This is a genomic window from Dasania sp. GY-MA-18 (genome assembly GCF_024734385.1).
Lineage (GTDB): Bacteria > Pseudomonadota > Gammaproteobacteria > Pseudomonadales > Dasaniaceae > Dasania > Dasania phycosphaerae.
The window spans coordinates 294,432-313,893 of sequence record NZ_JANHAP010000003.1; the positions used below are offsets into that span (position 1 = coordinate 294,432).

The 19,462-nt window shown below is 49.7% G+C and carries 21 protein-coding genes; 7 read left to right on the forward strand and 14 right to left on the reverse strand.

Annotation, left to right across the window (positions count from 1 at the left end; translation table 11 throughout):
- Positions 1-62: 62 nt before the first annotated feature.
- The gene (locus NO559_RS05510; RefSeq protein ID WP_258330797.1) at positions 63-1,973 is read right to left on the reverse strand and encodes an ATP-binding cassette domain-containing protein; all 1,911 of its coding nucleotides are present in this window, start codon (positions 1,971-1,973) and stop codon (positions 63-65) included.
- A 58-nt stretch (positions 1,974-2,031) separates the two neighbouring features.
- Here NO559_RS05510 and NO559_RS05515 point away from each other — a divergent pair, with 58 nt between their 5' ends.
- Positions 2,032-2,541, forward strand: coding sequence for a TIGR02444 family protein (locus NO559_RS05515; protein ID WP_258330798.1), 510 nt, complete (start codon positions 2,032-2,034; stop codon positions 2,539-2,541).
- A 49-nt stretch (positions 2,542-2,590) separates the two neighbouring features.
- Here NO559_RS05515 and NO559_RS05520 read toward each other — a convergent pair whose 3' ends face one another.
- On the reverse strand, positions 2,591-3,502 hold the full coding sequence (locus tag NO559_RS05520) for a hypothetical protein (protein WP_258330799.1): 912 nt from the start codon (positions 3,500-3,502) through the stop codon (positions 2,591-2,593).
- A gap of 344 nt (positions 3,503-3,846) precedes the next feature.
- On the opposite strand from NO559_RS05520, the gene NO559_RS05525 reads away from it, so the two are divergent.
- Positions 3,847-4,569 carry an FKBP-type peptidyl-prolyl cis-trans isomerase gene (locus NO559_RS05525; protein WP_258330800.1) on the forward strand — a complete coding sequence of 241 codons (723 nt, stop codon included), beginning with the start codon at positions 3,847-3,849 and terminating at the stop codon, positions 4,567-4,569.
- Between the two features lie 196 nt (positions 4,570-4,765).
- Here NO559_RS05525 and NO559_RS05530 read toward each other — a convergent pair whose 3' ends face one another.
- From NO559_RS05530 to NO559_RS05550, 5 genes are all read right to left on the reverse strand, one after another.
- A complete protein-coding gene (locus tag NO559_RS05530) occupies positions 4,766-5,764 on the reverse strand; it encodes a WD40 repeat domain-containing protein (protein ID WP_258330801.1) in 999 nt (332 codons plus the stop codon).
- Positions 5,765-5,925: 161 nt separating this feature from the next.
- Entirely contained in the window at positions 5,926-6,396 is a 471-nt protein-coding gene (gene rsd / locus NO559_RS05535) for a sigma D regulator (protein WP_258330802.1), read from the reverse strand.
- Between the two features lie 156 nt (positions 6,397-6,552).
- Positions 6,553-7,281 (reverse strand): LrgB family protein, encoded by a 729-nt coding sequence (locus NO559_RS05540; RefSeq protein ID WP_258330803.1) that lies wholly within the window; start codon positions 7,279-7,281, stop codon positions 6,553-6,555.
- Positions 7,274-7,615, reverse strand: a complete 342-nt coding sequence (locus tag NO559_RS05545; RefSeq protein WP_258330804.1) for a CidA/LrgA family protein — start codon at positions 7,613-7,615, stop codon at positions 7,274-7,276. The genes NO559_RS05540 and NO559_RS05545 overlap by 8 nt, the downstream gene beginning before the upstream one ends.
- Positions 7,612-8,106 (reverse strand): disulfide bond formation protein B, encoded by a 495-nt coding sequence (locus NO559_RS05550; RefSeq protein ID WP_258330805.1) that lies wholly within the window; start codon positions 8,104-8,106, stop codon positions 7,612-7,614. Before NO559_RS05550 ends, NO559_RS05545 begins: the two co-directional genes overlap by 4 nt.
- A gap of 122 nt (positions 8,107-8,228) precedes the next feature.
- On the opposite strand from NO559_RS05550, the gene NO559_RS05555 reads away from it, so the two are divergent.
- Positions 8,229-8,663 carry a flagellar basal body-associated FliL family protein gene (locus NO559_RS05555; RefSeq protein ID WP_258330806.1) on the forward strand — a complete coding sequence of 145 codons (435 nt, stop codon included), beginning with the start codon at positions 8,229-8,231 and terminating at the stop codon, positions 8,661-8,663.
- Here NO559_RS05555 and NO559_RS05560 read toward each other — a convergent pair.
- From NO559_RS05560 to moaA, 6 genes are all read right to left on the reverse strand, one after another.
- Positions 8,634-9,248, reverse strand: a complete 615-nt coding sequence (locus NO559_RS05560) for an ACP phosphodiesterase (protein WP_258330807.1) — start codon at positions 9,246-9,248, stop codon at positions 8,634-8,636. The genes NO559_RS05555 and NO559_RS05560 overlap by 30 nt on opposite strands.
- Positions 9,249-9,266: 18 nt before the next feature.
- Complete coding sequence (gene gshA / locus NO559_RS05565; RefSeq protein WP_258330808.1) at positions 9,267-10,853, reverse strand: glutamate--cysteine ligase; 1,587 nt, start codon at positions 10,851-10,853, stop codon at positions 9,267-9,269.
- A gap of 140 nt (positions 10,854-10,993) precedes the next feature.
- Positions 10,994-11,356, reverse strand: a complete 363-nt coding sequence (locus tag NO559_RS05570; RefSeq protein WP_258330809.1) for a PilZ domain-containing protein — start codon at positions 11,354-11,356, stop codon at positions 10,994-10,996.
- 10 nt (positions 11,357-11,366) lie between these two features.
- Complete coding sequence (locus tag NO559_RS05575) at positions 11,367-13,088, reverse strand: DUF1631 domain-containing protein (RefSeq protein WP_258330810.1); 1,722 nt, start codon at positions 13,086-13,088, stop codon at positions 11,367-11,369.
- 178 nt (positions 13,089-13,266) lie between these two features.
- Positions 13,267-13,734 carry a hypothetical protein gene (locus NO559_RS05580; RefSeq protein WP_258330811.1) on the reverse strand — a complete coding sequence of 156 codons (468 nt, stop codon included), beginning with the start codon at positions 13,732-13,734 and terminating at the stop codon, positions 13,267-13,269.
- Between the two features lie 154 nt (positions 13,735-13,888).
- Positions 13,889-14,902 carry a GTP 3',8-cyclase MoaA gene (moaA, locus tag NO559_RS05585; RefSeq protein ID WP_258330812.1) on the reverse strand — a complete coding sequence of 338 codons (1,014 nt, stop codon included), beginning with the start codon at positions 14,900-14,902 and terminating at the stop codon, positions 13,889-13,891.
- 59 nt (positions 14,903-14,961) lie between these two features.
- Here moaA and NO559_RS05590 point away from each other — a divergent pair, with 59 nt between their 5' ends.
- Together NO559_RS05590 and NO559_RS05595 are read left to right on the forward strand one after the other, a co-directional pair.
- Positions 14,962-16,353: an SLC13 family permease gene (locus NO559_RS05590; RefSeq protein WP_258330813.1), complete on the forward strand. Its 1,392-nt coding sequence runs from the start codon at positions 14,962-14,964 to the stop codon at positions 16,351-16,353.
- Between the two features lie 80 nt (positions 16,354-16,433).
- Positions 16,434-17,651 carry an EAL domain-containing protein gene (locus tag NO559_RS05595; protein WP_258330814.1) on the forward strand — a complete coding sequence of 406 codons (1,218 nt, stop codon included), beginning with the start codon at positions 16,434-16,436 and terminating at the stop codon, positions 17,649-17,651.
- 49 nt (positions 17,652-17,700) lie between these two features.
- Here the strand turns inward: NO559_RS05595 and NO559_RS05600 are convergent, their stop codons facing one another.
- Positions 17,701-18,177, reverse strand: a complete 477-nt coding sequence (locus NO559_RS05600; RefSeq protein WP_258330815.1) for a peroxiredoxin — start codon at positions 18,175-18,177, stop codon at positions 17,701-17,703.
- Between the two features lie 99 nt (positions 18,178-18,276).
- On the opposite strand from NO559_RS05600, the gene NO559_RS05605 reads away from it, so the two are divergent.
- Positions 18,277-18,927, forward strand: coding sequence for a class I SAM-dependent methyltransferase (locus NO559_RS05605; RefSeq protein ID WP_258330816.1), 651 nt, complete (start codon positions 18,277-18,279; stop codon positions 18,925-18,927).
- Positions 18,914-19,459 (forward strand): cytochrome b, encoded by a 546-nt coding sequence (locus NO559_RS05610; RefSeq protein ID WP_258330817.1) that lies wholly within the window; start codon positions 18,914-18,916, stop codon positions 19,457-19,459. The genes NO559_RS05605 and NO559_RS05610 overlap by 14 nt, the downstream gene beginning before the upstream one ends.
- Positions 19,460-19,462 lie beyond the last annotated feature (3 nt).

Here is a 19,462-nt window from a genome sequence, read left to right on the forward strand (position 1 = left end):
GGCGAGGGTTGGACTCCGGCTTGCGCCGGAGTGACAATCATTAAGGAACTAGGAACTAGGAACTAGGAACTAGAAATCGTCTCCAGTTCATCATTAAGCTCAAACCATTGTTCTTCTGCTTGCTCGTGAGCCAGTTTCAGCTCGCCTTGCTCTTTGAGTAAACGCTGCAAGTTTGCCTTGTTGTCGTCCTCGTATAGGCTGCTGTCGGCCAGCGACTCTTCTATGCGGCTGAGTTTGGTTTCTAATTGCGCCATATTTTTTTCAATATTTTTAATGGCGTTGGTAATAGGCGCTAGCTTTTTGCGTTGTTCGGCAGCTTGTTGTCTTTGTTCTTTTTTATTACTGGCGCTGTTATCAGTTTCGCTGGCTTTGCTGGTGTTTTTGTTTTCGCTATTGGCGATTTTACGCTGTTCCATAATCCAGCGGCTATAGGCGTCTAGGTCGTCGTCAAAAGCTTGCGCTTTACCATTGGCGACTAATAAAAACTGGTCTACGGTGTTACGCAATAAATGTCTGTCGTGAGAGATCACCACTACTGCGCCTTCAAAACCTTGCAAGGCAACGGTGAGGGCATGGCACATTTCTAAATCTAAATGGTTGGTAGGCTCGTCCAATAATAATAAATTGGGTTTTTGCCATACCACTATGGCCAAGGCCAGGCGTGCTTTTTCGCCACCGGAGAAATGCCGTATGGGTTCTACCGCCATGTCGCCGTGAAAATTAAAACCCCCTAAAAAATTGCGTATCTCTTGCTCGCGGGCCTTGGGGGCTAGCCTTTGCAAGTGCAGGGCCGGGCTGGCATCTAAATCCAGGGCCTCTAGCTGGTGCTGGCTAAAATAGCCCAGCGCCAAATGCTCACCCTGGGTGCGCTCGCCCTGTAACAGCGTCAGCTCTGTGGCCAAGGTTTTAATTAAAGTGGATTTACCGGCACCGTTGGCGCCCAGCAAACCTATGCGGCTGCCGGGGTGTATGCTGAGGTTGAGCTGGTCGATAATTATGCTGTCGCCGTAGCCCAGCTGGCCGTGGCTAATATTGAGTAACGGATCGGAAAATCGCTCGGGCTTGGGAAAGCTAAAATCAAAGGGCGAGTCTATATGCGCAGGAGCGATTGCTTCCATGCGCGATAATTCTTTTAAGCGGCTTTGCGCCTGTTTCGCTTTGGTAGCCTTGGCACGAAAGCGGCGCACAAAATCATTTATTTCGCTGATGCGCTGTTGTTGTTTTTGATAATTAATTTGTTGCTGGGCCAGCCGTTCGGCGCGCTGGCGCTCAAAAGCGGAGTAGTTGCCAGTATAGGTGGTGAGCTGCTGGTGCTCTATGTGGACTATGCCGTCACATACGCTGTCTATAAAGTCGCGGTCGTGAGAAATTAATAGCAGGCTGCCATCGTAGTTTTGCAGCCATTGTTCCAGCCACAGCTCAGCATCTAAGTCTAAGTGGTTGGTGGGTTCGTCCAACAATAATAAATCAGAGGGGCTCATTAGGGCTTGGGCCAAGTTGAGGCGTATGCGCCAACCGCCGGAAAAACTATTGGCCGGTTTTTGAGTGTCGCTAATGCTAAAGCCCAGCCCCAGCAGTAATTGTTCGGCTCGCACTTTGGCGTTGTAGCCGTCTATATTATCCAGCTGTTCGTGCAGGCTGGCGATAAGCTGGTGTTGCTCATTGCGCTCGGCTAGTTGCAGCTCATGCTCTATGCGGCGCAGCTCGCTGTCGCCATCAATAATATAGTCTAGCGCTGGGCGTTGGCTGGTGGCGACTTCCTGCGCCATATGCGCTATACGCCACTGCTTGGGTATGGCAACGCTGCCGCTATCGCTGCTGAGTTGGCCTAAAATAAGTTGGAACAGGCTGGATTTGCCACTGCCGTTACCGCCAATTAAGGCGTTTTTGTGACCAGTGTGAAATACCGCACTAGCCTGCTCTAGCAATATCTTGCTGCCGCGTTGTAAGCTTACTGAATCGAGTTTTATCATGGCGGCGAAGTATACCTTGCCTGTTGCGACTAGAGTAATGAAATCACAAGGATGATGTATGGATAACAACCCTTTTTGGCAGTATTCATTAACAGTGTATAGACGGCCAGCTGTAGCTGAGCTGTGCCTGCAATTACAGGATGATTATGGCGTGGATATCAATATGTTGCTCTGTGCGGCGTGGTTAGCCTCTATAGGTCAGCCGCTAACTGCAAGCCTGCTGCAAACCCTGCAAACAGAGTCTGAACAGTGGCAGCAACAATGCGTGCAACCCCTGCGAGAGGCGCGGCGTTTTTTAAAACATAATAGTAGTGCAGATATTTACCAACAGGCTAAGGCCTTAGAGTTGCAAGCCGAAGCGGTACAGCAGCAGCGTTTGTATTTGCATGTGCGGCAACTGCCCTTGGCCGCCGCACAACAGGATTTATTGCCCGCTAATGTAGCAGCCTATTTAAGTGGCTGCGTGGCAGACAAAACAGTCTTAGACCAAATCGTGCAGCAATTTACAGGCCTGCTTAGCCAGCATGAAGTAACAGCTGTGAATACGGCAGCAAACCAGCGCGTCTAATTGAGTTATGCGCCAGCACTTGCTGCTGGGTTTTATCGTTACAGCTCAGTTAAAAATCAAATAAGCTTTTAATCACCGGGGAGTCATCCTCGGTTTTTTTCTCTTTAGGCTTTTTTTCTACCGGCTTGGGCTGGGGAGTAGCTATAGGCTTAGGGGCGGCAGGCTGTTGTGTATTCGCCGTGGCGCTAGGTTGCGGGCTAGGCTGAGAACTAGCTTGAGAACTAGCTTGAGAGCTGGGTAGTTCTGTCGGTATTTCCGCTTGTTTAGGCGTGGCTATTGCTGCTGGGGCTGTAGCTTCGGGCTTGGCGATAGCGCTGGCTGCCGGCGCGGCTTTGGCAGCAGGCTGTTTAGTATCAGCTTTTTTAGCCGTGGCCTTTTTCGGGCGGGTGGGTTTAGCCTTAGCGGGCTTGGGCGCTTTGGCTTTAGTCGTTGTGGTTTTAGTTGCCTTAGCTTTAGGCTTGGCGGCTGCAGCTTTACTGGCGGCTTTACTTTTAGCGGCCTTAGCGGCGGTTTTAGGCTTAGCTTTGGCAGTAGGTTTAGCTTTAGCTGCAGGCTTTTTCTTGGCGGCAGGTTTGGCCTTGCTGGCAGAGCTTTGCTTAATAGCAGCCGCTAAGGCTTTGGCGTGAGCGATATCGTTTTTCGTGGCGGCCAGGCTGGCTTTATCATCGCTAGCGGTTTGTTGGCAGCGGCTCACGAGTTTTTTAGCGGCAGCAACAGCGCTCTTGCTAGCTGCTTTTTGCTTAGCGGTGCTGGCTGCTTTTTGCTTCTTCATAGCGGCAGCTAGCTGAGTTTTGGCTTTGTTAAGCGCAGCAGCTGACTTTTTAGCGGTAGTGGTTTGTTGTTTTAAGAGTGCCGCGCGCGCTTTGCTAAGTTGGGTTTGGGCTTTAGCGAGTTGTTTTTCAAGCTCGGCAACGCTCAGGGCCGAGGCTTTGCTGGGCGTCTTTTTTGCTTTACTTGCCATGGTGTTAATCCCTTTTGATTATTATTGGCATAGATTGCTTTATACGATAAATATCAACTACTTATCAATGGTATAGTACAAAATTTCGACAAGCGACAGTATAGCCTTTAATTTCAGCCTTGTAGCAGGTCAGCCTATAGCTGGGGTGTGAGTGATTTTTTTCAAGCTTGGCGCTAAAACTAGGGCCGTGTACTATAGGGCTTTGCAACGCTGTTTGCTTGGGCTGGCCTAATTTATAGCAGCCCGGCTGCTGTGCAGGGAACTTACGAAGTTGTTCACAGACTTATAGCACTAGCAATGACTACAATAACAATCTTTATTTTAAAGCCTTAAAAGGAATATCAATGAAACGCAATTTACTGGTTGCTGCAGCAATAACTGCAGCATTGGCGGGCTGTAACCAACAAGCCGCAGATAAAACGGTTAAGTTAGATGACTCAGCCAAGCGGGTGAGCTACGGCATGGGCATAGGCCTGGGTGAGCGTATTGCACAGGAGAGCATAGAAGTTGATGCCGATGCGTTTGCGCTAGGCATGAAGCATGCGCTAGAAGGCAGCGAGCGTTTAATGACGCAAGAAGAAGTCATGGCTGAAATGCAGACCTTCCAGCAGCAGCAAATGGAAAAACAGCAAGCCGCGCAAGCTGCCATTGCTGACCAGAATCAACAAGCTGGCGAGGCTTTCTTAGCAGAAAATGCCACTAAAGAGGGTGTCGTTACCTTGGATAGCGGCCTGCAGTACTCAGTGATTACTGAAGGCAGCGGTGCCAAGCCCAGTGAGACCGATACCGTAGAGGTTCATTACCGCGGTACTTTAATCGACGGCACTGAGTTTGATAGTTCTTATAAGCGCAACTCTACCGTTAGCTTCCCCGTCAATGGCGTGATTGCCGGTTGGACCGAAGCCCTGCAGCTAATGCCTGTGGGCTCTAAGTGGAACCTGTATATCCCCTCTGACCTAGCCTACGGCCCCGGCGGCACAGGCGGCCCTATAGGCCCCAATGCAACATTAATCTTTGAAGTGGAGTTGGTGTCGATTAAGGATGACTCAGCGGAAGCTGAAGGCTAAGTCATAGTCGCTAGTTCCTAGACTATAGTCTCTAGTAAAAAAGGCCTACCCAAATAAAGGGTAGGCCTTTTTTTTATGTTAGCTGTAAGTGACAAGCTACAAGTGGCAAGATTAAAACACTAAGCCCTTGGTTAAGCCTGATGGTCCCAGCTAGGCTACTTGTAGCTTGTAGCTTGTAGCTTGTAGCTAAAGCGCGTCAGCGCTTTAAAACAAGACTAAAGCCATTGGAGGCCAGTGCTAGGTATTTACCGCTGGTGGCGCTAAACCCTACTGCCACGATGCTGGCGCTGGTGGGTTTAACTGGGTCGCGTTTGGGTACGGTCCAGCTGGCCAGGGGTTTGAGTGTGTTGACGTCCCATAGCTGTACTTTTCTATCAGAGCTGCCGGTAAGTAATTGCTTACCATCGCTGGAAAAACTGGCTGCTGTAAAGGCTTGGCCGCGACGCAGGCTGCTGGCGCGCAGCGGTAGCTCGCCTAGTAGCTTGCCGCTGCGGGTGTCCCACAGTGCGGCCTTGTCGTATTTGGCTACGGTAAAGGCTTTATCGCCAGCGGGGCTTAGGGCCACGGTTACGACTTCGTCGGCGTGGGTCCAGGTAAATAAGGCTTGGCCGTTACTAACATCCCAGAGTTTGGCGTCGTTATCATCTGAGCCGGTAAGGGCCATTTTGCCGTCGTCACTGAGGGCGACGGCGGTGACTCTATTACGGTGGTAAAAGCTGCGTTTAATACCGCCGCGCTTAACATCAAATAAAACGGCGCTGTCGTCGTGTAGGCCTAAAAAGGCAAAGTTACCATTGTTGGTGAGGGCGATGTCGTGTACTTGGCTGGGGGCTGTCCAAAAGGTTAGCGCTTGGCCGTTTTGGGTAGACCATAGCACCATGGTTTGGTGGTCGGCGGTGAGGGCAAAGTCGCCCTCCGGTGAGAAACCGCTAGCAATAATGTTGCTGTACTCGCCCTGTTTGTGATTCCAGTTAAACAGCCGTTCGTTTTGGCTGCTGCGCCACAGGCTGCCACCGTGGTGTATGGAGCCTATCACGCTGAGTTTACCATCCTGGCTAATGGCGCCGCTGTACAGGCCCTTAACCGCGACTTCTACGCTGTGCTCAGGGGTTTTGCTGTTATCACAGGCGCTGAGCAGTAGGGCCGCTAATAGTAGCGCGCTAAGTTTGACGGGGGTTATATAAGATTGCAGCATTCGTGGGCTACGACTGCTGTGCAGTACTGGCATTGGCCGTTCTCGCCTTGGTCATAGTTTTACGCCATCTCTGGCAGTGGCACCAGAGCATGGCAATAAGAGTTAAGCCTTTATATCGGCAGGCTGAGCTGATTCGCTAGGGTGTTTTTTTACCCGGCCGTTTAGGCTTCGCTGGCAACCACGGCCTTGTGAGCGTTGTGCATCACATCGATTAAGCGGTCTTCTATTTCAAAGCGCAGCTCTAGCGTTTCGCCCAGTTTAGAAAGTTTAGTCGACAAATCATTGAGTGGGGTGCTGGGGTCAGTTTCGGCGTATTGGTCGTGAAACTCCATCGCTATAGAGGTGTTTTCGTTTAGCTCGGGTAGCAGGCCTTGGGCGATGTTGGCGCTGCCGTCTTTAAACTCTTCGGCCTCGCGCAGTAACTGGTAATACACTTCAAAGTGGCCGGCACAAACATAGTCTACTAATAATTGGCAAAAGTTCTGCAGGCGTTTATGCAGCTGTTCGGCGCTTTTGTGATCTTCACCGGCGGCGCAAAACTCAACAATGAGTTTTTGGCGCTCTTCTAACCAGCGCTCTATCATATCGTTAACGCCGCTCCAGCGCTCTTCTATGGTGCATGTGTCTAGCATAGTAAGTCCCCTAATACCTAACTGCTTGATGGGAGGTGCTTCCCTACGTCAGTAGCCAATATTAACTGTAACTGCGTATTCTTGTTATAAGCATGCTTGCTGTTGAATATAAGTGAGCCGGACCTGGCTGGCAAGGCATACTTGCCCTGGCCGTGCTTATTTCAAGCAGCTTACCACTATGGGTATAACAATGGCGCTAAAACTGCCGGTTAAGCATAGCGCTAAGCTGGCAAAGGCACCGGCCTTGCTGTTGCGCTCAAAGGCTAACACGGTGGCGGTACCGTGCGCAGTAATACCTAAGCAAAAGCCCCAAATCCTATCATCGTGTATGCGCAGCCAGCGCAAAATCAGCGGCCCAAAGCATAGCCCGGTGACGGCGGTGACCATCACGCCGCCTGCCGCTAAAGCGGTATGGCCGCCAATCAGTTCGCTGACGTTCATCGCAATGGGAGTGGTGAGTGATTTGGTCGATAGCGATAATAAAGTTTCGTTGCTGGCCCCCATGGCATAGGCCAGGCCTACGGCTGAAAGGGCAGCAAAGCTAGCACCAAACACCAGAGTGATGGCTATGGGGGCAAATAGCTGGCGTATGTATTTGGCGTTTTGATACAGCGGTATGGCCAGTGCTACGGTGGTGGGGCCTAGTAATAGGGTGAGTATATAGCTGCTCTCAAAGTACTGCTGGTAGCTAATCCCTAGTAGTTTAATCAACAGGGCGATAACAGCCGCGCAAACTATGGTGGGGTGCAGTAGTGCAAAGCGCTGGCTGCGCAGGTATAGCTGCTGGCTAAGTTGAAAGCAGATGAGGGTGAGGCTAATGGCAAACAGTGGGCTGTAAATAAAGTCGTTATACCAAGCACTGCTGGGGCTTAACAAATCACTCATGCATTTTTACCAGCCGTTTCATTAACAGGGCGTTAAAAATGAGTGACAGCACTGTGCCTGCAACCAGCGACACGGCTATAGCCAACCACTGTGACATAATTTGGGCGCTTAAAAAAAACAGGCCAGTGGTAGCCGGCACAAATAATAAGGTCATCAGGCCAATCAGCGATTGGCTGGCGTTTTGTAAGGATTTAGCAACGCCGCCGCGCAGGCACAGCGCGGCAAACAATAGCAGCATACCTATCACCGGGCCTGGCAGAGCGACTTGGGTGTAACTGCGGATTAACTCACCTAAGCATTGAAAAAATAATAAAATGCTAAGCCCTTTAATCATGCGGCTGAAGGCTGCTTGCGTAAGAGTTGCCACAGGGCTAGGCCGAAAAAGCCAACAAACCAGGCCAACGACCACTCGGCCATGCTCAGGCCTATAAATGACCAATCCACTTCCGCGCAGTTGCCATCACCCAGTACTAGCATTTTTAAGGCTTCGGCAAAGGGGAAGGTTTCCAGCATGTACTCTAAGCTGGGTCCGCAGGCGGGCACTAACTCGGGGGGCAGATGCTGCATCCATACTTGGCGGCCAGCGGCGGCGAGGCCACCTAGGCTGGCCAATAGGATAAGCGCGCTGTAAATTTTGTAGCGTTGATTGTCGATAATAGCGATAAGCGCAAATGCGCCAATTAAGCAGTAGGCTATGCGCTGTGTCATGCATAGTGGGCAGGGGATTAGGCCCATGACATATTGGCTATAAAGTCCATAGCCCATCAGGCCGATAACAGAGACTAGAAAAAAAATATTGATATGACGTGGGCTGCTGGCAATCATTAATGAGTTCCTCTATGTGGTCTGCTACATTAGGGCAAATGAGCTTTTTGCTCAAGGCTAAAGTGGCGTTGTAGGCGCTCAGCGCATATCATGTGCCGCATCACTAAAGATAGGGAATAATCATGCAAGCTATGTTCAAGCTGCTTACTGTATTGTTGATTTTATTATGTGGCTCTGTGGCATTTGGCCAAGAGGAGGAAGCTGCCGAAGGCGATGAGGCGGCACCGACTACCGCTTATTTTGCATTAAAGCCAGCCTTTGTGGTGAACTACGGTGGTGTAGGGCGCTTACGTTATTTAAAAACGGCGATTACCTTGCGGGTGAAAACCGGTGGCGGGGCAAACGGCATGGCACAGGTGCGTCATCATTTACCTTACATCCGCCACACTTTAGTCATGTTGTTGTCGCAGCAAACGGATGAGCAAATGTCTTCTATGGAAGGGCGTGAGTTATTACGCCAGTCGGCTTTGGCGGCGGTGCGTGAACTGTTGATAGAGGAAGAAGGTGAAGAGTTTATTGTCGATTTATTATTCGACTCTTTTATTGTTCAGCGCTAAGTCTTCACCCATGGTTAATTTTTCGGCGCTAGCAAACTGCTGTAGCTGTGGGTAAAACTCAGTAAAAGCCTGTGCCATATATTGATAGTGTTGAGGCAGTATCTGATCAGCTTCGGCCAGCGGATTAGCCACGCGCAGGCGTCGCCCTATGCTGGCGATGACTTCAAGTATAAAGTCCCATTCCTGGTAATGATTAAGCAAATCATGTTTGGCTATGCGCTGGGCATGAGCTTGTGCCGTTGCTGGCCAGCGGGTGTTATCGAGTAAAGAATAAACTTCGGCGTTGAACTGTGGCAGGGCTTGCGGGTGAAATTGCTGCCAGTGCTGGCTGAGAAAATGATCAAAGGCTACATCCAGCATAATGCCGCTAAAACGCCGAAACTTTTTGGGGAAGCGAGCCTGGCAGGCCCGCACTAATGGATGGCTGTCAGTATAGGCATCTATGCGGCGATGCAGCTGTATACCCTGCTCCCACTCGCTAGGGTATACGCCTTTTAAGGGGCCTTTAACGACATCCCCCAATAATGCACCTATCATCAAACCCTGTTTGCCGTGGCTTAAATGAAAGTGGGCAAGATAGTTCATGGTGCAGGGGCAGCGTTATTATAGCTGCTGATACTGTTGGTAGAAATTGGCCAGGTACTGATCGAAATCTATATTACATTCGCTTTCTATGGCTTGGCGACGCTGGTTAGATTCTTTAGCTGCACTTTGAAAGGCATCCATTAGCTCGCGGCTGACTGCAGCCTGGGTAAAGTTGGCGTAGTGTTGCTGTGATTGCGCCAGCGCAAATTCAAAATAGCTTTGTTGGTTTTGTTGCATGTCCGCTAAAATTTTAGCCGATGGCGTGAGCGCTGGGTTGTGCAGTTTTTCTAATTGTTGTTGGCATACGCGTTGGTAATTATCGCCGCCGTGTAACTGGTCCAAATGTTTGGCCATGGCTGTCATGCCTTGTAATAATTCTTCGGCCCAGTCGGTCATGGCAATATTGCCCGAGCGTTGTTGCAGCTGTAGCCCGGGTTGGCGGCCGTGGTTTACTACCGCTTTAAAATTTGCGTCTATGCGGGCTCTATCGTCGGCATCGCATTTAGGGCTGTCATCGAACAGGCAAAATAATAATAAACAGTCGATAAAGCGAATTTGATCTTTGTCTATGCCCAGCGGTAAATAGGGGTTTACGTCTATGCTGCGTACTTCTATGTATTCAACACCGCGTTGCTGTAGAGCACCTAGGGGAATCTCCCCTGATTTAGTGACGCGCTTGGGGCGTATGGTGCTATAAAATTCATTTTCAATTTGTAATAAGGCGGTGGATAACTGTTGATACTGGCCGTCTTTTTTAATGCCGATTTTTTGGTAGTCGGGGTGCTCGGTCACTATCGCTTGCTTGAGCGTTTCTATGTAATTGGCAATCGTGTTGTAGCAAATCGCTAAGCCATTTTGAGCATTGCTTTGGTAGCCGAAGTCGCCCATACGCAAAGCGGTAGCATGGGGTAGGTAGAGAGTGCTTTCGTCCAGCGCTTGCAAATTATGTTGCTGACCCTGTAAAAAACATTTGCTTACCGCGGGGGAGGCGCCATAGAGATAGGGCAGCAGCCAGGAGATGCGGCGGAAGTTGCGAATTAAATGAAAGTAACTTTCGGTTTTATAGTCTTGCAGTGATAGCGCCTGTAACTCGGCTGTGCTTTGCTGTTGCAAATGTGGCCACAAAGCTTCGGGTAGTGAGAAGTTGTAATGTATGCCCGAAATGGTTTGCATGGCTCTGCCATAGCGATTGCCTAAGCCTATACGGTAGGTGGTTTTCATTTCTGCAACATTGGAGCTGCCATAGCGGGCCACCGGTATCTGCTCATCAGCAGGTAGTTGGCAGGGCATACTGGCGGTCCATAGCAGCTCATTGTCCAGCTGTGAGTACACGTAGGTATGCACTTCATCCAATGAGGCTAAAGCCCCATCAATAGTAGGGAATACTGGGGTGATTAATTCTAATAAGGCTTCAGAAAAGTCGGTGGTGATTCTGGGGTGAGTCAGTGCCGAGCCCAGGCTTTGGGGGTGGTCGGTTTGGGCTAACAGGCCGCTAGTATCGGTGCGTAAGCTCTCTTTTTCTATGCCGCGTTGCAGCTCTTTTAAATACTGGAAGGCGTCGGTTTGGCTAAGTTGTTGTATGCGCTGGGTGGCTAACTCTGGCAAGGTCTTACTCCGTTGCCTTTCGACGGCTGGCGGTGGTCTGTAGCGTTGCGAAAGGAAAATTGATGATTGTGCGCAGTGTAATGATGCCGTTAGCGCTATACAAGCGCGTACGGGCTTTTTTTGCCTAGGCTGGCAGGGGGCTAGGCGTTATCCTCGGGCTGTAGCCGCTGGGCAATTAATTGTTTCCATTGGATAATATCGGTGTCTTCGGCGTCGTAAATCGCAAAGCCTATATTAAAGTCCTGCCCCTGAGGCACCACCCACTTAACTTCACCTATCAGCTGCATGGGCGCTTGCTGGTCGTTAAATTCGGCGAATAGGCGCAGTATGCTGCCTAACTCCGGTTTTTCATCCATTTGAAATTGCAGGCCGTTAGCGGAGATATCCAAGCTGTTACAGATCACCACTTTGGTGCCGCCAAATGAGCCGCTGCTATAGGTTTCTACAAAAATGGTGGCTTGCTCGCTGACTCGGCTTTCGCTGCGTTTCTCATTATTATTCATCGCTGGTGCCTTATTTACGGTTACGTATGCTGTTGACAACTTTTGATAGGGCATCTTCAAAGTGGTCGCCATTATCCAGAATTTCAGCTTGCTTGGTAGCTAGCTGCGCGATTAACTCTTGTTTTAAAACTTCGCAATCTTTAATGCCCTGCTGGTTTACAAAAATATAATTGCTGGCTTGCTTGGTAATGGCCGCAAGCTTGCACTCGCGTGCTTGGCCATTGCGATAAAAGCGTACTCGGCCGCCAGTGTTAAGTTTGTGTAATAGTAGGCTGTATTTTTGTTGCTCGTTGAAGGAAAGCTCGGGCTGGCGTACGGCCGCCAGACGCTCTTGTTGGCGCTGTTTTTGTTGGGCTAAAGCCTGGGCTTCGGCCAGCGCTTTTTTCTGGTCGGCTAAACGTTGTTGTACTTGCGCCTGTTGTTGCTTTTTCTTTTCGTTTGCTAGTGCTAGGTTTTTTTGCAGTGCCTGTTGTTGAGCGCTGAGTAGTTTTTCTAACAATATGGAGGCGGTTTGCATAATACGGCACTGATGCGGTAGTGCAGTAATACTATTGTTAGAGAGTTTGTAAGCCATTTCTTCATAGCTGTATTGGCAGGCTTTTACCCCTAGGTAATTGCTGAACAATAGTTGTTGGCTGTCACTGAGTTTTAATAATAATTTAATCGCCTGTACTTGCCCGTCTACTTTATGGCTAAGCCAAAGTTGTGGCTTTAGTTGGTTCACTTTTTTTAATAAGTTGCCGCTAATTTTGGTGTGGCTGTCATTGAGTGGATTATTGTCTAGTAGCACGCAGGGGCTGCGCTCTATAGCTTCGCCTTTTAATATGCGCAGGTGTTGGCTTTCTATAGTAGCCAATGTTGATGCGAGTTTGTCGGGTTGGTGTTTAAGGCTGGCTAAATTTTCGGCCAGCTCTTCCTGTAAATGCCCTATCACTCTATAGATACGCTGCTGGGTGTCGTTATCTTCTGGGTCGTAGGGTTTAAAAGTCCAGATAAAGGTTTCGGTAAGTTTTTTTAAACGGTGAAACTCGGCCTGCATATTTTCGCTGTTAATCAGCAGCAAGATAATGGATTCGTGCCAGCTATTTTGTAAAAAATCTTGTATACAGCTAGGTAGTAGCTGTTGCTCCATTTTCTCATTAATAATGCGGGTGGCCATTTGTTGGCTGCGTTTGGCTTTTAAGGCACCGCTTTCGGCGGCGATAACGCGCTGCTCTAATTTGCTAATGCGGGCATCGTGTTGCTCAAAAAACACCTTGAGGCTGTTGTGCTGATAGTCCAGCTTGTCTTGCTGCCAGTTGGTTATTAGCTTGGCAATGGCTTGCTGTAATTGCTGTAAAAAACGTTGACTGGCTCTGTTGTCATTGGCATACCAGCCTATACAGTGTTGTTGTATATTGGCTAGCAAGTCTATAAAGGGGTGTGGCTGCCAAGCCCACTTTGCGTTGTTTAATTGTAAGTCTGCCATGATGAGCAGTAGTGGGTTTAGTGCCTGCTGTATTTCGCCAGCTAACTTATGGCCTAGGCAGTAGTTGCTGAATAATTGCTCGCAAAAGCGCAGCTGTGCGTAGTGCTCTTGGCTCAGGCTTTCTAAGGGGTCTAGCTGTTGCTCTAGAGTGGGTAGTAATTGTTTGCTGTCTAGATGGTCTATTTTACGCAGTAGCGCCAGTAGCTGAGCGAGGTTTAACTGGCTGGGTTTTTGCTCGGCTTGCGGGTAACAAAAATTGAGCAAGCTAGAGAAAGCGCCATTGTCATTTTGAATTAGCGCATCTAAGGTTTCGAAGTGGCTGCTGGTAGTACTGATGGCTAGGCTCTCGCTTGCTGGTGTAGGCGGTGGTTAGTTGTGTTGGCTGGGTAGCACTTAGTCATAACGGCTAAGTATATAGTAAAAAATTGATTTGGCTGAGGGCTTAGCCGCTGCTTTTTAAAGGGCTAATTAAAGCTTGGTGTTCGGCGGCTGCGAGGTTTTTGAGATCGTGCAGGGCCAAGTCAACTTTTTCAAAGGCCTGGCGCAGAGCCGGGTCTTTTTTGAGTATGAGGTTGTTGCCTAAAATTTGATTGATATAGCTAATGGCGCGTTCGGTTTTTTGTTGGTAGTCGTTATAGCTATCGGGCTTGTTGGCGGGCAACTGTTCTTCTACCAAGGTGTGGCGGCCGTTGATAATTTGTTGCTGCATGGCCGGTAATCTAAAGGCGCTTAAAAAAGCTTGTATATCATTGCGTAGGCCGGCGGTGTTAACCCCCATGGGCTCAACGGGGTTGTCATTCCAGCACTCTATTGCGCCGTTGCTGCTGTAATACACTTCATGCACTTGGTAGACCTGCTCATTATTGAGCGGGTCGGTTTTTTTGATGATGCGATAGTTCCAGCTAGTCATGAGCGAACCAACAGGCCTGTTAGAGTTATTGGAGTGACTGCGTGTTATGGGCCATGTGCCGCCTATGATAGAAGCGGCGTGTTTGTCTAGGCAAGTCTTTTTAATAATGAGGGCTAAAAGGCTGTGGTTTTGTTATGGCGGTCACAGATTGCGGCTAGCCGCCGGTCATATTCATAAAGCGTAGGATTTGGGGGCTGTCGTCTAGCTCAAAATGATGGCGCTCGGGTTTTAAGTCCATAGCCGCGATGATGGTTTGTTTTAAGGCGGCTTTGTCGCCACCGTTGCGGATAATGGCGCGCAAGTCTACCGAGTGTTCGTTACCTAGGCAGAGCAATAAGCGGCCTTCGGCAGTAACCCGCACGCGGTTACATAAATGGCAAAAGTTATGGCTGTGCGGTGAGATAAAGCCCACCCGCGTATGGCTATTGGCCAGTGCATAATAGCGTGAGGGGCCGCCGGTGTGTTCGTCTATGGGGCTAAGCGTATGTTGCTGGCTTAGTTGCTGCTGTATTTCATCACTGGAATAGAAGCTGAGCTGGCGATTGTGTTCGTCTATTAAGCCCAGCGGCATCTCTTCTATAAAGGCGATGTCTATGCCTTTGTCACAGGCGAAATTCACCAAGTCTAAGACTTCGTGCTCGTTGCGGCCTTTTAATATCACCGCATTGATTTTGATGCGCTCAAAACCTGCCGCTATGGCGCTGTCTATGCCTTTAAGTACTTGCTGTAAGTCGCCAGTGCGGGTGAGCTGCTTAAAGCGCTGGGGGTCTAGGCTGTCCAGGCTAATATTAATGCGCTTTACGCCTTTGGCTTTGAGTTCACCGGCATATTTTTGTAGCTGTGAGCCATTGGTGGTGAGGGTAAGCTCATCTAAACTGGCGATGCCGCCTATATGTTCTATTAGCGATAAAATATTTTTGCGCACCAAGGGCTCGCCGCCGGTGAGGCGTATGCGCTTGACCCCTAACTCAGTAAAGGCATCTGCCACTAAGGCTAGCTCTTCTAAGCTCAGTACCTGCTGCCTCGGCACGAAAGTCATGTCTTCGGCCATGCAGTAAACGCAGCGAAAATCACAGCGGTCAGTGACGGAGATGCGTACATAGTCCACGTGGCGACCAAATTTGTCGACCAGGGTGTGGCTGGGTAGAGCTGAGCTAGGCGTATTCATAGCGTCAATGGTACCCTTGCGGCCTAATAAAACAAATAAGCACGGTCAGGCATAATCAAATGGTAGTTATACGTAACGCCCTACTTTATCTAGGGCCCTTATTAGCGCTAACGCTTTACGGGGCTTTAATTGCACTGGAATTTAATAGCCAAATTGCTATCACAGCGGCGGTGGGCCTGCTCTGTGTGCTGTGGTGGATTTTTGAACCCATACCCATACCGGTGACGTCACTGCTGCCTCTGGCCCTGTTTCAGCTCACCGGCGTATTGGATAAAAACCAAGTGGCGCAGGCCTATGGCAGCCCTTTAATTCTATTGCTGCTGGGGGGCTTTATGCTATCCAAAGCCATGGAGAGCAGTGGCGCTCACCGGCGCATGGCCCTGGCTATGGTGAGGCTATGCGGTGGCGGTTCCAGCCGCCAGTTGTTGCTGGGGTTTATGCTGGCCTCGGCGGCATTAAGTATGTGGATATCCAATACCGCCACCACCTTAATGTTGTTGCCGGTGGCAATCGCGGTATTGGAAAAGTCTGAGGATAAACAGCTGGCGCTGCCGTTAATGTTGGGGGTGGCCTATGCCGCCAGCATAGGGGGCATAGGCACCCCTATAGGTACGCCGCCTAATCTGGTGTTTATGCAGGTCTATGAACAGAGCACCGGTGAGGTGATTACCTTTAGCCAGTGGATGGGCTGGGGCTTGCCGGTGGTGCTGTGCATGATACCGCTGGCGGCTTGGTGGCTGGGTCGCTCGCTGCACTATAAAGAGGGCTTTCATATAGAGGCTGTGGGCCAGTGGTCGGTGGCAGAGCGGCGGGTACTCACTATTTTTGCGCTTACGGCATTGGCCTGGATCACCCGGCAAGAACCTTTTGGTGGCTGGAGCCATTGGCTGAATATGCCTGAGGCCAATGATGCCTCGGTAGCTTTATTGGCCGTGGCTTTGATGTTTATTGTGCCCGGAGCTAACAATGCGCAGGGTGAGCCGCAGCGGCTGCTGGATTGGCCTACGGCCTGCAGTATTCCTTGGGGGGTGTTGCTGCTGTTTGGTGGTGGTATCTGTTTGGCCAAAGCCTTTTCAGTGTCTGGCTTAAGTGGCCTGTTAGGTGACAACTTGGCGGGCTTGGCTTACTGGCCTGTGTGGTTAATGGTGATAGCCATTAGTTTGGGGGTGACCTTTTTAACGGAGTGTACCAGTAATACTGCCAGCACTGTTTTGCTGATGCCGGTATTAGCCGCTGCAGGTTTGGCTGCCGGTATCGATATTAAATTATTAATGGTGCCCGCCGCCATGAGCGCCAGTTGCGCCTTTATGTTGCCGGTGGCTACGGCCCCTAACAGCATTGTGTATGGCAGCGGCTATGTCACAACTAGGCAAATGGTGCGCGAAGGGGTGGTGTTAAACATCATGGGCGCGGTAATTATAAGCACGGTTTGTTATTGCTTGTTAATCTAAGGAAGGCCTTATTTTTTAAATCGTCGTGGGCGCATATGCGCTAGGCTTAAGCTAATGGAAGCGAGATAAATGGAGTAATCGTGATTTTATCGCAGCTGAAAGTATTAATAGCCGAAGACGATCTATTCTCACAGCAGCTATTGGTAGGGCTTACTAAGGATATAGGTGTTAGCGATATCCATACCGCCAGTTCTGGCACTCAAGTGTTAGCAAAAATTGATAGTGAGCTTAATCCCGATATTTTGCTGTGTGATTTACAGATGCCAGGGGGCGACGGCATAGATCTGTTGCGTTCACTGGGTGAACGGAAATTTAACGGTGAGATCATTATTATTAGCGGCTGCGATAAGCGTATTATTAAAGCCGCTTGCAGCACCGCTTTAAATCACCATTTGAATTTAACCGGCAGCATAGAAAAGCCGGTAGATGCCAATAAGTTGCAGCGTTTACTGCGCTATTGTGGCGGCGCAAAACCGCCTAGGCCGGTAATAGATGCGGGCCTGGTTTTTACTAGAGAAGAGATCAGTGGCGCAATACGCAGTGGCCACATCCTGCCCTATTTTCAAGCTCAGGTAGATATACACAGCGGGGCATTAATCGGTGTTGAGTGTTTAGCCCGCTGGCAACACCCAGCTAGAGGTCTATTACAGCCCGCCGATTTTTTACGGCAGGTGGCTGAGTTTGATTTACTAGAACCTTTTAATGAGTTGATGTTTACTTCAGCCTTAAAAGATTACAAGGCGTTGTGTCAGCAGCATGAGGTTCCTTATTTGGCTTTTAATATGCCCCCCGAAAGCCTGCACCATAGTAATGTGGCGGCTAAATATCAGCAGTGGGTAAAGTCAGCGGGCTTAGAGCCTAGTAATATAGTGATAGAGGTGCTGGAAAGTGATTACCATGCGGGCCATGAATTGCCCGTGGTGGTGTTAAATCATTTTCGGCTTAAGGGCTTTGGTTTATCGGTAGATGACTTTGGCACAGGCTATTCCAGCTTAGACCGGGTGAGTAAAATCCCAGTTACCGGTATAAAAATTGATAGGCGTTTTGTTACAGAGGCGCATCAAGATGAAGTGGCACAGGCGGTAATACGCAATACGGTACACTTGGCCAAAGAGCTTAATATCCCCGCCTTGGCAGAAGGCGTAGAAACCAAAGCCGAATGGGATTTAATGCGGGAGCTGGGTTGTGATGCCATACAGGGCTTTGTTGTGGCCAGGCCCAAGGTCATCCGCCAGTTTAAGCTATGGCTTAATAGCAGGGATAATTCCGGTTTTACTATGGGCGGGGTGGCAAGTTGACAGCGCTGTGGTGTGACGGCAGCTGAGCTGCCGCCAAGCACCGCCAGGCTTATAGCTGCGCTAATACGGTTTCAGCTGAGCTAACATCTATACCTTTTTGATCCACGCCTATATAACCCACGTTAGCGTTATCAATAATCATAGCGTAGCGCTTGCTGCGCGTGCCCATACCGTTGCCGCTGGCATCTAAGCTTAAGCCCAGTGCGGCAGCCAGTTCACCATTGCCATCGGCAGCCATAGTAATAGCGTTAGCCTGATGCGCTTCACCCCAAGCCGCCATGACAAAAACATCGTTAACCGAGGTGCAAATAATTTCATCTACGCCCTTGGCCTTAATCTCTTCAGCCAGGCGTACAAAACCCGGTAAATGGGTTTTAGAGCAACCCGGGGTAAAAGCGCCGGGTACTGCAAAAAGCACGACTTTTTTACCTTGGCAGCGTTGTAGCAAATTAAATTTTTCAGGGCCTTGCTCGCCCATAACAGTTAGATCAATAGCGGGGATTTGCTCACCGGTTTGTATAGTCATAGCCTTAATTCCTTTAATATAGTGGTCGTAGTAGCCTAGCAGAAGGGCTCGCTATTATGAGCTTAATCAACAGGGACGACAACAACGAGGAGAGTTTCATTGCCGTGTACTTTATGCGGGCTGACGGGCAACCCAGAATTTCATCGCGACCGGCGCCGTAGTTATCAACGCTGCCAGCGTTGCCATTTAGTTTATGTGCCTGCGGAATATTGGCTAAGCGCCGAACAAGAAAAAGCAGAATATGACTTACACCAAAATCATGCCCAGGATGAAGGCTATAGACGCTTTTTATCCCGGCTGACGGACCCGCTACAAAATAAAATTGCGGCGAATGCCCAGGGCTTGGATTTTGGTTGTGGCCCCGGCCCCGTGTTAGCTCAAATAATGGGCGAGGCGGGCTGGCCTATGAGTGTCTATGATATTTTTTATTATCCGCAAGAGCAGCGCCTTAGCCAAACCTACGATTTTATTACCGCCACGGAAGTGGTGGAGCACTTACACAGCCCCGCTACTGTATTGCCGCGCTTGTGGGAGTTAATCAATGAGCAGGGCTATTTGGCCATCATGACTAAGCTAGTACAAGATCAGGCGGCCTTTGCGCGCTGGCATTATAAAAACGATCCCACTCATATCTGTTTTTTCTCCAGGGAAACCTTTTGCTATATAGCGGGTCTATGGCGGGCGCAGTTGGAGTTTATAGGTAATGACGTCATTTTTTTCAAAAAGGTAACCGGGCATGAGGGCAGTTAATAGTCGCGCTACTTATGGTTGGGTGGCGGTGTTATTACACTGGCTGCTAGCTCTGTGGCTGCTAGCTTTATTTGCGCTGGGCTGGTGGATGGTAGAGTTAGATTATTACAGCGCCTGGTACCAGCGGGCACCGTGGTGGCATAAGGGGCTGGGGGTGTTAGCCACCCTGCTAATGTTGCTGCGTTATATTTGGCGCTTAGCCAATCCTTTACCCGACCACGAGCCGGGCATACCCGCTTACCAGGCTAGCCTGGCACTATGGGGGCAAAGGCTGTTTTATGTTTTGGTGTTTGCCCTCGCGCTTAGTGGTTATTTGATAGTCACCGCCAGAGGCGAGAGCCTGTCGGTGCTGGATTGGTTTGTGCTACCGGCTACACTCAGCGTGGTCCAGCAAGAGGATGTGGCGGGCTGGGCGCATAAGTATTTGGCCTGGGGCTTTATGGTAATGGTATTACTGCATACGGTTGCCGCTTTAAGGCATCACTTTGTGGTAGGCGATAAAACGTTATTAAAAATATTAGGAAGGAAATAAGCT